We start from the raw sequence: 14875 nt of genomic DNA on the forward strand, positions 1-14875 counted from the left end.
ATTCCAGCTGGTGATGATACCGTCAAGGTTTTTGCCGATAATCGCGTCGTCCGACGATTCGACTATGGCGACAAGTTTGGCGTTTCGTTCTTCCCCTGCTTTTAATTCTGCCAGTGAACGCTGTAATTCCTGCTGACTTTCTGCTAACTCTTCGTTAGTTGCCATGAGTTCCTCATTGGTTGCGGCAAGTTCCTCGTTGATGGCGGTCAACTCCTCATTAAGGGCCTGGGTTTTTTCTTCGCTTTCCCTAAGTGCCATTGTTCGTTCTTCAACCCTTTGCTCCAATGACTCGTTAGCCGTTGCCAATTCCTCGCGGGATTCGAGTATTTCACTGTTGATCTCGACGAGTTCTTCATTGGCCGCAGTGACCTCTTCATTTGCCGCCGTAAGCTCTTCGTTTAATGCCGCTATTTCTTCTTTCTGAGCATTTAACTCATTGATAAGATGCTCTTGCTTTTGAAAGTCGTTTCTGGCGCGGATATAGGAGAACACAGCCGTTAGCAGCCCGAGAATGATGGCGATCATGAAAACCACCGGGGTAAAGTTCTCGAGCCGGGATAAAGATTCTGCCCTTTGGTCCAAAAGCCTTTGCTCGAACGCTTCCGCTTTGCTGATCGCCTCCCTTAAGGCATCCATTGCGGCTTTACCTTTATCAAGCTCTAACTGGTCTGTTTCCTTGCCCGCTAGTTTCCCGGTAACGAAGATCTGGAGTATGGTCATCCGCTCGCGCATGATACGCTGTATCAAAGCGATGTTGCGCTGCTGTTCCGGATAATCTGAACTTAGTTTGTCAACTTCGTCAACTAAATCAAGCGCTCGCCGCGATGCACCCCGGTAAGGTTCCAGATAGTGTTGCTTCCCGGTGAGTAAAAAGCCACGCTGGCCGGTTTCCGCATCTTTCATCAGCGACAAGGCCTTCTCGAGCTTTTGCATTACCAGGTTGCCATGAGCGACCGCTTTGTTATTTTCAATGAGGCTGATCAGTGTCCGGTAGGACATAAACCCGACGACGGCAAGTATTGCAAACGACATGCCGTAGCCTATCCGTAGGTTACGGTAAAATGTTTTGTTCATAGCGGAAGATTATTAGCAGCGAGTAAAACTAAATAAAAATCAAATAAACGATAAGGTTTCCCCGGCAAATTCGCTAAATGGAAACTACTGCGTTCATGACCGCCATTGTGTAAGCTTTTAAACCTTTTGTCTTAAAGATAGGTTGAACCGAGTCCTCAATAATTCCTTCATTCTTGCCAGAAGGAACGGTCCTTCCGTATTTCCGATAGCAACTGAATAACTTCTCGCACTTCGTCGCTGTCAAGGAAGAATTCGCGCCCTGATTCGTAGCTGAACACCCGCTCAGGTACATCAAATCTTACCATCCCCAAATAATCAGGATCGGGATTAGGTTCCAGGAGCTCTGTTGTTTCTTTCCTGCTAACATCCTCTGATAGCTCTGTGCTTTGTCTGTAGATGCTGTAGGTAGCGGTAATTATCGGATGGCCATTGATATGTGCAATGGTATCCGGCAGGATCATTATTTTTAAACCTGATTTTAGAGTAGAAAAAAATGGCTTCATTTATATCGGCTTTAAATATTGAAAAGCAATTTTTCTACCAGAAATTTCTTATTAAGAAAGAATAATGAATATGAGTTAGAATTTATTCTTATATTTGTTGTCTTGAATTTATTGGGGGCAACCAACGTATCGTCTGTAAAATGCGATTAATTCTTTGGGCCTGATTGCTTTCCGTTTTATACCGAATGCTAAACCAAGGAAAATGAAAAAGATTTTATTGCTCGACGATAACCAGGACATACTTGACGTTGCTAANTTATTGCTCGACGATAACCAGGACATACTTGACGTTGCTAAGGAAATCCTTTTGTATGAGGATTTCGAAGTACGTGACACACGATTAAGCGCATCTTTTATTTTATACGCTGAAGCTTACAAGCCGGATTTGTTGATCGTTGATTATCGTTTGGCCGACGGAAACGGTGGGGATATCTGCCGGAGGCTAAAGTCTCATCCGTACCTAAAGCATGTGCCGCTGATTATGTGGTCAGCTTATACGGGGCCAGATTTGGATTTGCAACAATATGGCTGCGATGCCGTTCTCAGCAAACCGTTTGATATAGAGGAATTTTTAAAGGTCATCGACGGACTGCTTTCAAGGGATAAAAAATTGCCTGTTTCTTAGAGAAAATTGATAGGAGGCTGGTTTGCATCCGGAGCAAAATGCTACTATCAAATGCATCAAAGTTATCATGATCGTTTGGGTTTAAATTATAATAGTCGCCATGACTATCAAATCTAGCTAAGTTCGGCATGTTGCTACCCATGGGCTTAAGGTGATCAGGGGGTAAGCTCTTTCAAATGAAAAGCGCTTTTGATTACATTTTTGACCAGGTCAAACCCGTTGTTTCCATTGGTAAACAAAATGATCCCTCTTTTGGACTGTGGTAATAAAATGATCAGTGTTTTTACTCCATCATCTGCTCCGGTATGCATCAGCAGGTATTCTCCGTTCTCTAAAGGCTTCATTACTTCCCATCCCAGGCCCATGTTTTCAACCGATCCCGGTTTCATTTTTACCTGTGGAGTAGTCATTTGGATGAACATTTTCGGCGATAATGCTGTCCCGTCCAAAACAGCCAATCCGAATTTGGTGTAATCACCGATAGTAGTCACCAGCCAGTCTGCGGCTATGGTTTGCGTGATCTTTTTCATTTTGATAAGCTCACCTTTGTTGTTATGCGGGTCGGCAAAACGGGCAGAATCCAAATGTTGACTCCAGCCGTAGCGGGTATTTTTCATCTGCAGCGGGCTAAACAAAACTGAGTCGGCTAACTTTTGTAAAGGCCGGTTAAACTTACGCTCCAGGGCATGACGCAAATATTCAAAGCCTTCGCCGGAGTAACTGTATTTTGTACCCGGATCAAACATAAAAGCAAGCTTCTTGTCTGGGTTTTGCGAGCGCCAGTTCGGGAACCCTGTTTGATGGCTTAATATGATACGGGCTGTTAGCTTTTCATAGCGCAGATCTTGTTCGAGATCGGGATCTACCCAATATTTGTCAAGCGGTTCATCAAGGTCCAGTTGACCGGCATCGATCAATTTCAATGCGACGATAGCGGTAATTGGCTTAGTTAAAGAAGCTACATTGAACAGGGTACGGGCATCAGCTTCCTTACCATTTTCGAGCCGGCCATAAACTTCTGTCTGCTTTACTTTTCCGTTTTCTAAAACACTTACCGCCACGACAGGTATCTTATAGCGTTTCATCAAAACCGGGATACTGTCCAGGCAATCAGCAGGCATTTCCACCGGTTTGATGGCTTGTTCCCACGAAACCGTCGGGTTAAAGATTATTAGTATAACGGTTAGAAAACCGATCAATTTTTGAAAACTAAGCGTCATGATGATCCTTTCAGGATAAGACTGATAAAACAAGTAGTTGGTTACACGTTATTTTTAGCGGAACTGATAGAGTTGGAAATGAATCAAAATCAAGAGGTTAAAATCTTGTAACAGTTTTGCCGGATTGTTGAAAGTTCGTTAAATGTCCATGATGTAAATACGCCTAAAGGCTATTGTCAAGAACCATAACATCGGTACCTGGTATCATGAAAGATGAACGAAGTCCCGGGTTAAACATGTTGTATTTTAAAAAGAAGAAATTTTCAAACTCCTGCATACAAATATGCGTTTAAACACCATGTCTGTTTCAATATTTCAAAACAACTATAAAAAGAACATCGTTTGCCCCCAGTGCAGGAGCATAACAACGAAACGAATCCCGAAAGAAAAAATCATCAGGGTCATATTTTTCTGGATGCCGGTAAAAAGGTATTTATGCGGCAAATGCCAGAATAAATTTTATACCAGGGAAGCGTAGGGAGCAACTATTTATAGCCATATAATACCTGGTGATACGGTTTTTAAGCCTGCAAGTTATGTAATTAATGATCCCTGACCACTCAAAAATCAGCATTCCGCTTTGCTGTTATCCTTTCATCTTTTTGGATTACCCATTTTACAACTTAAAATTTCGTTGTACTGCTCCATCAGCCTGATATATTTCTCCATCCAGTAATATACAGCCTGGTTCCCGCCATCAACGCGAACAGCTTCTTCTGTTGCCTGATCTTTTAAGTTTGCATGGCTGTGCTCATAAACCACGGGAAATTCATTTGAAAAGTCATAACCTATCGCGAAGCCGATTTTAACAATATCGCTCATGTCAAGATCTTCTTTTTCAAACCAATTGTATAAAGTCCGCCGGCTCACGTTGAGTTTTCGTGAAATTTCGCTCAGCCCGAATGGATGACGGCGGACAATGTATTCCACAATTTTGCCGCGGTGGGTATCCCGCGCTGTTCCTGCTGTTGCCTGCTTTGTCGAATTGCAGGGCGTACTGATCTTTAGGCTAACGACATTGTTCATATCACCAAATTGTTAAAATCACTTAAAATGCCGGCTTATAAATATTACAGGTAATGGCAGTTTATGCGGCTAAAACCTATACGTTGAATGGAACTTCAAAAATTACTGGTTTATATTTTGACTACTAATTTAGATATCGTTAAGGATGATTGTTACGGAGAGGTACGATTGTATAACGAAATGTAAATCGCTTGTGAAGTTTTGGAAAGTCATCGACATTCAGTGTAAGCTTATCTACACTTTAATCCTGTTAGCCGCTTGGTTTCGCACGACGCTTTTCTGCACAAAGAACGTATAAGGGATTGAGACAAATCAACATTAAATAGTGGGATGAGGGGCGAGCTTTCATGTGAGCCGGGAGCAATAAAACAAGAAACGCCGGGCTCAATCAGCCCGGCGTTTCCTTTAACAATGACTATTGCATTGTCAACTCACTTTTCAATACTTATTGCGTGCACATCCTCGACAACAATCTCACCTTTGCCCTGGTAGTCAATCACCTTTCCCTGTACAGTAATGGTCTTATCATCTATCTGACCCGCTAATTGCCTGGCATCTCCCTTCAATACCACTGTCAATAACTGCTTTGGATAAGCTGCGCCGAGATTAACCAGTACCATACTCTTGATATCTTTACTGCTAAATACCTTTCCGGTAACAGTAACATTATTTCCAATGTTATTTTTTACATCCTCAAGTTTGATCTTCGGAACCTGAGCAGAAGTGTTTGGTACAGGAGGGGGAGGTAACAACTCTACCTTAGTGATCTTAACCTTCGTATCATTAAACAACTTGTTCAGCTCCCCGGCCAACCTGATACCAGCCTGGTCAATCCGCAAATGTACGGTTGTAATATACTTCTTATAATAGGCTTCATCGATATTCTGTCCTGGTTTAACATCAGCGTAAAGCTCGGAACTGATCTGGTAACTCTCCCAAAGCCATTCCATAGGGCTATCAGCCTGCCATTTCTTAATTTGCGCCTCATTGGCCCAGTCATATTGTTTTGCAATTTGCTCCTCGCTTAATCCTTCATGATCGATCAGCTTGCTATCCCAAAGGCTGTGCAGGTTAGTCCCTGCATTAGCGAAGCGCAGCTGGATCGTGTTACCGCCTTTATCTTCGGCACGGCTGATATGCATCGGTTGATGAGCGTCACCGACTAAATGGATCAGGTATTTAAGGGCGCTGTTCTTTTGATCCGGTGTCGAAGCCTGATCTTTTAAAATAGCTTCCTCCTTAAGTATAGCCCCGTAAACATTATCATTACTTTGCTGATTAACAAACTCAACAAACTGCTGGTGGTTCAAACCTAAAGGCAGGTTCAAGAAATGCCATTTACCCGTTGTCGGGTTGCGGTGATCGTCAGCCCAGGTACTCACATCCGCCATGCTTTCACCTTTTAAATAAGCGGAAACAGCATAGGCTGTATTTGACGTTAAATGCTTTTGCGCTATAGTCGCCACAGCTCTGTGCCCTTTATATCCCCAGGAAATCAAAGCTGCTGATAAGGCTATCAAGGTAATTGATAATACTTGTTTTCTCATGTGGCAAATGTATGAAAGCAAATGACAGGTGGAGATCTTTATTTGAATTTTTGCTAATTAATTTAGTATGGTCTTTGTGGAATCACAAGTGATATTTATTTGACCACTGAATTGTGTTCATGAAATCTATTTTTAGATCTCTGGTTCGGGTAGATATAATTGTAAAAGTTTGACAGTATTTCATGAACGCCTCTTGATCCTTGTTAACAATCAGTTATTCTTGGCTAAAGTCAGCATTGGGCTGGGCAATGAGTAATAAGGAAAAGCAGGAACTTGGTCGGCATGTGCTGTTGCAAAGCTTAATGCGTAATAAAACAACAACGACCGGGATTTTTCAAATCTAACAACCTTTTAGACTGGAAATCTGTTATATAAATATGGCTGATGTTCACTCAAAGGAAACAAGAAGTTACAACATGTCCCGTATTCGAAGTACAGGAACTAAAATAGAACTATTGTTAGCACAGGAATTAAGGTTGCTGGGTGTCAGTTATCGTAAAAATGTGAAGACCATCAAAGGAAAGCCGGATTTCGCTTTTATAGGCCTCAAGGTGGCTGTCTTCTGCGATAGTGAATTCTGGCATGGAAAAGATTTTAACTCTTTAGAGAAACGTATCGGTACTAACAGTGAATTTTGGCTGACGAAAATCAGGAACAATATTAGCAGGGATCAGAACATAAACGATATGCTAATATCAAGTGGCTGGACTGTTTTAAGATATTGGGAAAAGGATATCAAAAAGAATGTTGGCGCAATTGCAGCTGAAATAAAAGAGATATTGGATGAGAAACGTTCTAAGAGAAAACTGCGGCCCCCTAAGCTGCAACCACACGCTCCATGTAACAATCCAGAAAATCTTCCGTAACTCCGCGGATCTTGCGGCGCTGGCATAGCGAGTAAAGCTCTTCTACCGCTGAATACGGAAAGAAGCGCGTATCCAGATCCCTGAATTGGGATTTATTTCCTTCTCTGAAAACAAGGTCCCGGTCCTCATCAGCTGCAACAATTACGTAGCGTACGTTTTGAAGAGGAATAAATTTATCTTTGAAGTTTTTCATTCTTGTTAATCCGCTGGTAACACCGGTAGAGTGTTCAACTTCAATAACAGCGGGCATCAATGAACCATTTTTAAACCAAATGCAATCGATCAGAAGAGCGGCTTGTGCAGCTTCCTGATAAGCAGTTAATAACCTTTCGTCCTGCAAGCGCGGAATTACCCCTTCAAAATCACCGATACGTTTATTATTATAAATAATACCTCTGTCGTTTTGTGCGATCCAGGTTCTAAAATTTAATTGTTTGCCAATATAATATAAGGCGACCTGAATTTGGGCGTGCCGCCGTTTTATCTCGATGTCGATCTCAGGGGTCGGATCAGACGGCGCTGCAAGTGACTCATAAAAAGCGTCGGTCTTTGGGGCCTCCGAAACTATTATTTCTGAATTTGAACGGGTTATTTGTCCTTTAGCATGTGGTGCGTCGGGTAACCATAGCAAATGTTTATGCCCTGTTTTAATTGACGAGCTTCCGCCAAGATTTTCAATTCGTCCGGGATAACAATAGTAAAACTGGGGGCTGTGCGCAAGTAAAGCTTCTAATACTGAACGAGTATTATAACTTGCGCCAAGTAATCGGTCTATATTTACCGGAAAACCCGGTAGGAAAGCATTGGCAACGCGCCATAACAATTCACTGGAGATGGATTCATCAATAGCATTTGCAAAGGTTTCTCCTTTTTCAGGTTGCCATCTTCTTATCTTGATTGGACCTTCCGGTCTACTCACCGATATAATCTTTATCAGTCCTTTATTTTTAGGGTTGATGTAATTGTAGCTGGTGTTTCTATCCAACTGGTCAATAAAAGATGCAAGGTTACCTGCTGTCAGCTTCTGCATATATTTCAGTTTCCTTTTTTGTCTTTATACTGTCAATAAAATCATAAATATTCAAAGCCAAACCCTTTGCCGCAAGAAACGGCACCCCGTTGCCGATGGTTTTGAACATATCAGTGAGTGATATATTATCGGGAATAATAAAGTCTGCCGGAAGCGACTGGATAGCCAGTGCCTCGGCCGCGGAAATTCTGCGAGCTTTATAAGGATGCAAGTGTACCTCGTTATTTCCATACGCAGCAGTAGGCGAATACCGCCACCTGTGTAGCCGTTTGTAAGATTTTTTCTGATCGTCGCCCTCTGGAATACTTTGAAACTTTACTAAGCCGTTCCTTGGTTGAAAGTAATGTCTGGAATTCGGGTGATTGGATACATCATTTTTATTAAACCAGTGTTGAACGGTCAGTTCATGAAGAATGTTATCCGGCATTTCCTTTAAACCATCCTCGGTGAACAAGTCAGTGGAAGGCCAGTTCTGTGCAAATATTTGTTCTTGACTATGGCGTGTGTTTTTGTTCCAGTCAAATTCCTGCAAAGTTTTTTCCGGATTATGTTTTTTTATTTTACTGGGCAGAAAATCTTTATGAAAACCTATCAAAATGATCCTTTGCCGGTCCTGGGGAGCACCAAATTCAATCGCGTTGATTAGTTTTTCTGTCAGGTAATAGCCGGCAGCCCGTAGTTTTTCCTTTAACGAGTCAAAAAACTCACGGTGCTTTTTTGTCCGGTATAGGCCTTTTACATTTTCAAAAAGAAAAAATTCCGGTTTTACTGTACAGATCAATTCAATATAAGTGCCGGATAATTTGCCATTTTCACCGTGCTGGCCTTTGTTTTTTCCTCCAACAGAAAAATCAGGGCAAGGCGGGCCGCCAATAAACCCTGTAATGCCGTGTTCTTCTTTTGCTTCTGCCAGTTTAGTTTTGAGTTCTTTGATACGGGCAGGCTCCAGGTATTTCGTAATATCGGTTATATCATGACCGAAAACGGGAGCAGGAATGCCCAAACCTGCCCGGGCACCTTTATAGATGTCCATAAAAGCTTTATGGTATTCGTTAACAAATAGCGTCTCGAAATGACCAGTTTTTTCAAATCCTAAATCCAAAAAACCAGCACCTGCAAAGAATGAAAAAATTCCGATTTTATTATCCATAGTACAATGTGCAAAATAACAAAAAAGGCTTAATGATGCATAATTTTTTAGCAATCGTTATTCTACATCTGCCTGTTTTACTTCCAGTTCTTCACTTCTGATTATTACCTCGCCATTAGCTACTGATAATAATTTATTGTTATTCAGCAATGTAATTCCCCGGAAAATGTCATCCAATTTTATTTCGCCGATTTCATTGAGTTCCCCCCGTTCACCATTATCCTTGTAAGTAAATCCCCTTTCATTCAATTCTTCGTTAAAAATCCTGGCATAGCGAATAGAATCTGATTCCGGAACTTTTAATTTCCTGCTTTTGTCGGTATATTTTAATGGTACCTCAAGTAAAAGACGGTCGCCTCCTTCCTTTTTGGTCAAAAAATAAGCGGCATTTTTATCATTCAATCGCACTACGCCTGCCTTTTCAAGTGTATTTTTGAAATTTGCGTCCAAACTTTCATAAATCTCTGCTAAAGTGATATATGATGGTTCACCTTTTCTTTTGTACAGTTGTACCGCTATGCCAGCTTGCTCAATTCCGGTATGCTTAAATTTGATATCAAGTAATTTTTCCGATGGTGTGCTCTTTGCAGGATCTATAAGATTCAGGTCTATTCTTGCTTTATAGTTGTTTAACTGCTGATATAAGGAGTCATAAAAACGTCCTTTTAGCCTCGAAACCCTTTCAGTGTTAAACGTCAGCTTCTTTTGAATAATTATTCCACTTCGCTTCGATACGATCTTATAAGGGTCATCAATTTTATCCTGATATTTTGTATATAAACTCTTAAATTCTTCTTTGAGATGGGCGTAAAAAGCCCTTTTTTCAGCAGTAAGTAACGGCACGAACGTCTTTTCATCTGATACAAATGAGATCTCTGCTTTGCCTTCTTCATTAAAAGCACAAAGGTCGAGCACTTCAAAATCTGCATAATATGTGTTTTTCGAGGTTATCTCGATTACTGCAACTTCGAAACTATCTGTTTTTTGATTGTTAAAATGGAGGATTTGGATATCTTTAGTTTTGCCTACTATTACTTTAAACTTCTCGTCATCGTCATTTTTAAAGGGTTTGGTAACAATTTTAAGCAGCTCACCTATTTTTGCACCTCTTGTTCCAGACTCTCTTACCAAAGTGTCACAAACCTGGCCCATGAGAATATAATAGGAACCGTTAATGTAAAAAATATCGCCGGGGAAGATAGGTAACGCTTTACGATTTACATTGTCATCAAAAAGTTCGTATGAATTTAGTTTTTCCAGTTCTGCACCATATTCCTTTAAAGTAGTATGGTTACCTAAACTCTCGTCAAAAAAACGGGTTAGTCCAAGATGATAACTGAGCTGTGAAATATTGTAGTGTTCAAGGTGGTATTGAACAACCTGATCGAGCCATAATCTTACAGAATCAAATATTGAGATGCCTTCTGATAGTGATTTTTCAGCGATATGCTTAATATTTTCCTGGTTACGTAAAGCAGATTTGAACGCCTTTTCGCTGCTTTCAAGATAACCATCTCGGAAAGATTTGAAAACAATAGCGTATGCGCTGTCTGTAAGACAATGCTCTATCACGTTTATAATATTCTCTCCGTCCTTTTGTATTTCCCGTAAAGAATACTGTTCAAAACTCTCAGGCATGGCATCATTAGCCGTACTGGTGAAAAGAAAAGCTAATGCCCGCAACCCGTTATTTTCGTTAAGCAATGGCAGATCTTCGGCGAGGAATTGCTTGCCAGATTCGTCATGTCCCTGGCCGAGCATTTTGTCGACGATCGAGATATAAAAGTTGCTGTCGGTAAACACCAGACCTTCTGATATATCGGCAGCGAAAGAGCCCAGTTCAGCCTGGGCAGGTCTTGAACGGTAATAGGTGATCTCAAGTCCGGGAATGGCTTTGAGCGCATCAAGTAAAGTGTGATAACGTGCATCTGTAACTTTCAGGATACCATTTCTGAGAAATAATTCCTGAAAGCTATTAATAATAAGTGCTGTTGCCAGCAATTCAATCAAATTGGGTTTGAGCAGATGCTCACCCTTGGTGTTTCTCAAATATTCAGTGACCTCTTTTGGCAGAAGTGCCTGTTGCAGCTCTGCATCATGTTCTAACCCAAGGAATGAATCGTCAAATTCTTTTAATTCATCATGTAATGCTTGATTTCCTGTGGCTAAAACAGCCAATAATATCCTATTCTTTTTAAAATCTGAAAGTTGTACGAAAGTGCCTAATACAACTAATGGATCTTGCTGATAATGAAGGTCGTTTTCTACAATAACAACATATTTTGCTTTTAAACTTGTTGTGATTTCGGTTAAGGTTGCCATGTTATTCTGAATCTTTATCGTTACTTTTTACTCTTATTTCAAAAATGTACCTGTTATTGTAACTATTTTTATCTGGCAGCAATTCAATATCTGCCCCAAAAGATCTTAAGAAGTTTTTCACAATGTATAAACCCATTCCGCGCCCGTTCTCTTTACCAGATTCCAGTGAGTTGAACAAGGTGTGCTGATAACGGTCCAGCACACCTGTCCCGCTGTCGTAAAGGTGTATGGTATTAGGGTCTTTACCTTCAATAATGATGTAATCTTCTTCTGAACTTTCAAAAGTCCGGTCATATCCCGCACGACGGTTGCGTTCCTGTATCCATGCAATAGCATTATCGATAAGGTTATAAAAAACGTGTGTGAGTGAACCTTTGGGAACCACCCAAACCTGGTCAACGGAATCATACCTGAGTTCGATCTTGTTCTTTTTCAGTCGGAAATCAAAACGTGTCCTCAGCTCGTCCAGATACTCGTGTACACTGACCTTTTCAAAATCATGGCTGTTTCCTTTATAAAGGAAGGTTTTCTCTAAGAAGGCGTAAAAACGGTTAAGATCACTCATTTTAGAGAACATGGCGTCAAACCTTTCTTTGACTGGCTCCAAGTGATTCTTGTTAAGAGTGTAACTTTTGAGCTCAAAAAGGTAATCTTTCAGCGCAGTAAAATGTTCCTGCATCGCATTGTTGGAAGAGTTGTTAGAAAGAAGGGAATGCAGTTCGTGCGTGATAACTTCGGTAACAAGCCCGTTTGCCATCAGTTTATAATTGTTGTAAGCCTCAACTTCGATTCGTCTTTGTTCGGCTTCAGCAATCTGCAGCAATTTATTAGCGCTTTGAAAGGATTGCTGTGCATCACCAATATTTTGTTCGAAATTGTTACTTACCTCTTGGAGACCTTTCAAAACATTTTTAATAGCCTCTATCTCTTCATTACTTTCAAGTCCAATATTTTCATTGATCACCTTAAATGCTTGTTGAATAGCCTTGATATTTGCATTTGCGGCTTTAAGCAGATCCTCAGATTTTTTGACTTCAGATTTAATGTCATCCGTGTCGTTTTGCGGGATAAGTTTTTCCTGATCCAAAATATCTTTGGTGATATCAGCCGCACGTTTGTTAAAACGCGGTGCAAATGCTTCAAGGATATAATCCAAAACTGATTGCAGTGATTCGACGAACAGGTTATTCGTCAAATGTTCTCTGGAACTCGTTTCGTAAATATAGCGCTGAAAGGGATCGTTTACATTAATATAACCGACGATATTACCTGGTTCAAACCTATAAAACTGCTGACCACTGGTTACTTTTTGTTGGAGATTTAACCAATCATTTCCTTTACTGCCAATCGTTCCTACCCGGAACCTGTTGCGGTAGAGTTTAACTCCGTTGTTGGCGTCCAAGAAAGATTTAATATGGGAATTAAAATTGCTTTTCTTTTCCAGATAACCATTGGCAACCGCAGAGTTGACGGCTATCCGCATTAGCTGTGTCTCTCGCTTAAATGAATATATTTTTCCTTCGGCCGGAGTAAGTTTTCTGAAAAATGCATTGAAGTTTTCATCCAACCGCCACTTTTGGATCAGGTCACTCAACAAAATTTCTTCAGAAAGTGATGTTGTGAATTTGTCTTGATATTTTTCAAGCAGTTCCGCATAACCAGAGGGGCTTAAACGATAGTCCTGATAGAGCACTTTACCCAATTCTCGCATATGCATACGTTCAATGAACCAAGGTCTTACCTCCATACTTAACTTGATAGTAATGTCTTTTACATTTTTATTTTCATCAAGTACGGGCGTGGTAGAGAATGAGTGTATAGTTTCAGCAAGTCTGATTGTTTGATAATTGAAATTCAAAATGGCCTTTTCATGATCCACAAAAACTTCGATATCAAGGACCTTTTTTTGCTCGTCAAACGGAGAAAAAAGAAAACTTAACGCTGTTTGAAGTTCTTCTCTAACCTCGACATATTCTTCACCCTTCCCCGTGATATTTTCGAATATGTCCATTTGGAAGGCTCGTTTCCTTTCGACAAAATGTCCGAACCTCAAAGGGTGTTCGTCTGTGCCGATAAACCAAAGCCGGGTATAAGACAATTCAGCGTTTTTGTCAAGGTAAATTTCTGGTGCGTCAGCATTGTCGTCGTTAATGAATTTTTCCCAGTCAATAGTTACAACTGCAACCGATCTGTCCGTTAAGGATGTAGTTTCTACAATAAGTATTCCGCTAAGCCTTTGTGCGGACAACCTGCCAATGCCCTTATCACCTAAAATAATATTGTCGCCTTCAGACCGGCCATTTTTTAATTCTTTTTTAAAGTCAGAGGCAACCTCAAAGAATGCATCACGCAAGACGTCCTTCGTCATACCTGACCCGTTATCTTCAAGTATCATCAGCCGATCGGCATCAGCTATCTGCGGAATTTGAAGTACAGCATCAGATACAGGTACTAATAACTGCTTGGTATTTAATAAAGATATCTGCGTCATTAAGTGAAGTCTTACGTTCTTCGCGCCCGCATCGTAAGAATTTTTAACCAACTCAGTGACCGCCACTTCGTCGTTCGTAATTAGTTCAGTTCCTAAATGCCGTATAACACGAGGATTGTAAGTAAATTTCATAGACCCGTAAGATTATTTATGTCATCCCAACATTAAATGTGTACTATTGATAACCAGCTGCAATGCACTTTCGCAACAGTTCCATTTTATAAAAAGAATTGGAGTTTATAATATTTGCAAAATGAGCATAAGCAATGCAAGATAGCAAACATTATAGTAAATAATCCGGCGACTTTTCAGGTTACAATTCACATTCTACAATTGCCTTAGATCTGAGGTTCTGAATCTTATCTTGTATAACCGTGCGCGGTTTTACTGAAGGATAACCATTTATATCATTTGAGAAGTACAATAAAGATAAACTATGTTAAGCGTTTTTTCATTCCATAGTATTATATGGTTACGTAGAATTATAAGTTATACAGTAATCTTAATTTGACATCTATTGATGGACAATGAAGTCCATTAATGGTGTACATCATTTTTTCGGGAAATAAAATATCGATCAGCGTACGCCTTTGCTCCACACTTGCCTTCTGGTACGAATAGACCAAGTCAAGCATCAGATTCTCTATATTCTTAATATTCGAATCTATAGTTTCGAATGAAGTGTTGATTTTTGTCAATATTCGACGAAGAGCAGTAATCTTGATTTCTGTTTCTTGCTTGATGCTGCGATAATCATCCGCATCAAGATCACCAGACAACAGTAATTCTTTTGCACGGCTAAACTTTAGTTGCTGACTATCAATTTTCTTTTTAGTTTGATTTTGTTGGTTCTCGTTTAGTTTGTGTTTGTTTTTTGCAACTTCTCGAACGATTAACTTGAATAGGTTGATAAATTCGGGGCGAATACGATACTTTTTCAATTCGTCGATCAGTGCTTGATTGACCTGATCGGTACGAAAACGAATGCCGTTATTCTGTAACCCCTCCTAAAAACCGGACT

12 protein-coding genes are annotated in these 14875 nt (G+C 40.4%); 2 read left to right on the forward strand and 10 right to left on the reverse strand.

Annotation, left to right across the window (positions count from 1 at the left end; translation table 11 throughout):
- Together DUL71_RS31640 and DUL71_RS31645 are read right to left on the reverse strand one after the other, a co-directional pair.
- A partial coding sequence (locus DUL71_RS31640) for a CHASE3 domain-containing protein (RefSeq protein WP_208645714.1) occupies window positions 1–1074 on the reverse strand: 1074 nt, incomplete at its 3' end.
- Between the two features lie 167 nt (window positions 1075–1241).
- Entirely contained in the window at window positions 1242–1577 is a 336-nt protein-coding gene (locus DUL71_RS31645; protein ID WP_114941800.1) for a hypothetical protein, read from the reverse strand.
- A gap of 202 nt (window positions 1578–1779) precedes the next feature.
- Between DUL71_RS31645 and DUL71_RS31650 the strand changes: the two genes are divergently transcribed.
- Window positions 1780–2202, forward strand: coding sequence for a response regulator (locus DUL71_RS31650; RefSeq protein WP_114941801.1), 423 nt, complete (start codon window positions 1780–1782; stop codon window positions 2200–2202).
- Between the two features lie 155 nt (window positions 2203–2357).
- Here the strand turns inward: DUL71_RS31650 and DUL71_RS31655 are convergent, their stop codons facing one another.
- From DUL71_RS31655 to DUL71_RS31665, 3 genes are all read right to left on the reverse strand, one after another.
- Window positions 2358–3422: a serine hydrolase domain-containing protein gene (locus DUL71_RS31655; RefSeq protein ID WP_114941802.1), complete on the reverse strand. Its 1065-nt coding sequence runs from the start codon at window positions 3420–3422 to the stop codon at window positions 2358–2360.
- A gap of 594 nt (window positions 3423–4016) precedes the next feature.
- On the reverse strand, window positions 4017–4448 hold the full coding sequence (locus DUL71_RS31660; RefSeq protein WP_114941803.1) for a helix-turn-helix domain-containing protein: 432 nt from the start codon (window positions 4446–4448) through the stop codon (window positions 4017–4019).
- Window positions 4449–4879: 431 nt separating this feature from the next.
- Window positions 4880–5995 (reverse strand): S1/P1 nuclease, encoded by a 1116-nt coding sequence (locus tag DUL71_RS31665; RefSeq protein WP_114941804.1) that lies wholly within the window; start codon window positions 5993–5995, stop codon window positions 4880–4882.
- 377 nt (window positions 5996–6372) lie between these two features.
- Between DUL71_RS31665 and DUL71_RS31670 the strand changes: the two genes are divergently transcribed.
- Complete coding sequence (locus tag DUL71_RS31670) at window positions 6373–6861, forward strand: very short patch repair endonuclease (protein WP_114941805.1); 489 nt, start codon at window positions 6373–6375, stop codon at window positions 6859–6861.
- Here the strand turns inward: DUL71_RS31670 and DUL71_RS31675 are convergent.
- The 5 genes from DUL71_RS31675 to DUL71_RS31695 form a co-directional block, all read right to left on the reverse strand.
- Window positions 6812–7891: a restriction endonuclease gene (locus DUL71_RS31675; RefSeq protein WP_114941806.1), complete on the reverse strand. Its 1080-nt coding sequence runs from the start codon at window positions 7889–7891 to the stop codon at window positions 6812–6814. The genes DUL71_RS31670 and DUL71_RS31675 overlap by 50 nt on opposite strands.
- Window positions 7869–9041 (reverse strand): DNA cytosine methyltransferase, encoded by a 1173-nt coding sequence (locus DUL71_RS31680; RefSeq protein WP_114941807.1) that lies wholly within the window; start codon window positions 9039–9041, stop codon window positions 7869–7871. Before DUL71_RS31680 ends, DUL71_RS31675 begins: the two co-directional genes overlap by 23 nt.
- Before the next feature lie 57 nt (window positions 9042–9098).
- A complete protein-coding gene (locus tag DUL71_RS31685) occupies window positions 9099–11363 on the reverse strand; it encodes a hypothetical protein (protein ID WP_114941808.1) in 2265 nt (754 codons plus the stop codon).
- Between the two features lies 1 nt (window position 11364).
- Window positions 11365–13986, reverse strand: a complete 2622-nt coding sequence (locus DUL71_RS31690) for an ATP-binding protein (protein WP_114941809.1) — start codon at window positions 13984–13986, stop codon at window positions 11365–11367.
- Between the two features lie 350 nt (window positions 13987–14336).
- The gene (locus DUL71_RS31695) at window positions 14337–14795 is read right to left on the reverse strand and encodes a hypothetical protein (protein ID WP_114941810.1); all 459 of its coding nucleotides are present in this window, start codon (window positions 14793–14795) and stop codon (window positions 14337–14339) included.
- Window positions 14796–14875: the final 80 nt, after the last annotated feature.

This window comes from Mucilaginibacter endophyticus, assembly GCF_003351025.1.
Taxonomy (GTDB): Bacteria; Bacteroidota; Bacteroidia; order Sphingobacteriales; family Sphingobacteriaceae; genus Mucilaginibacter; species Mucilaginibacter endophyticus.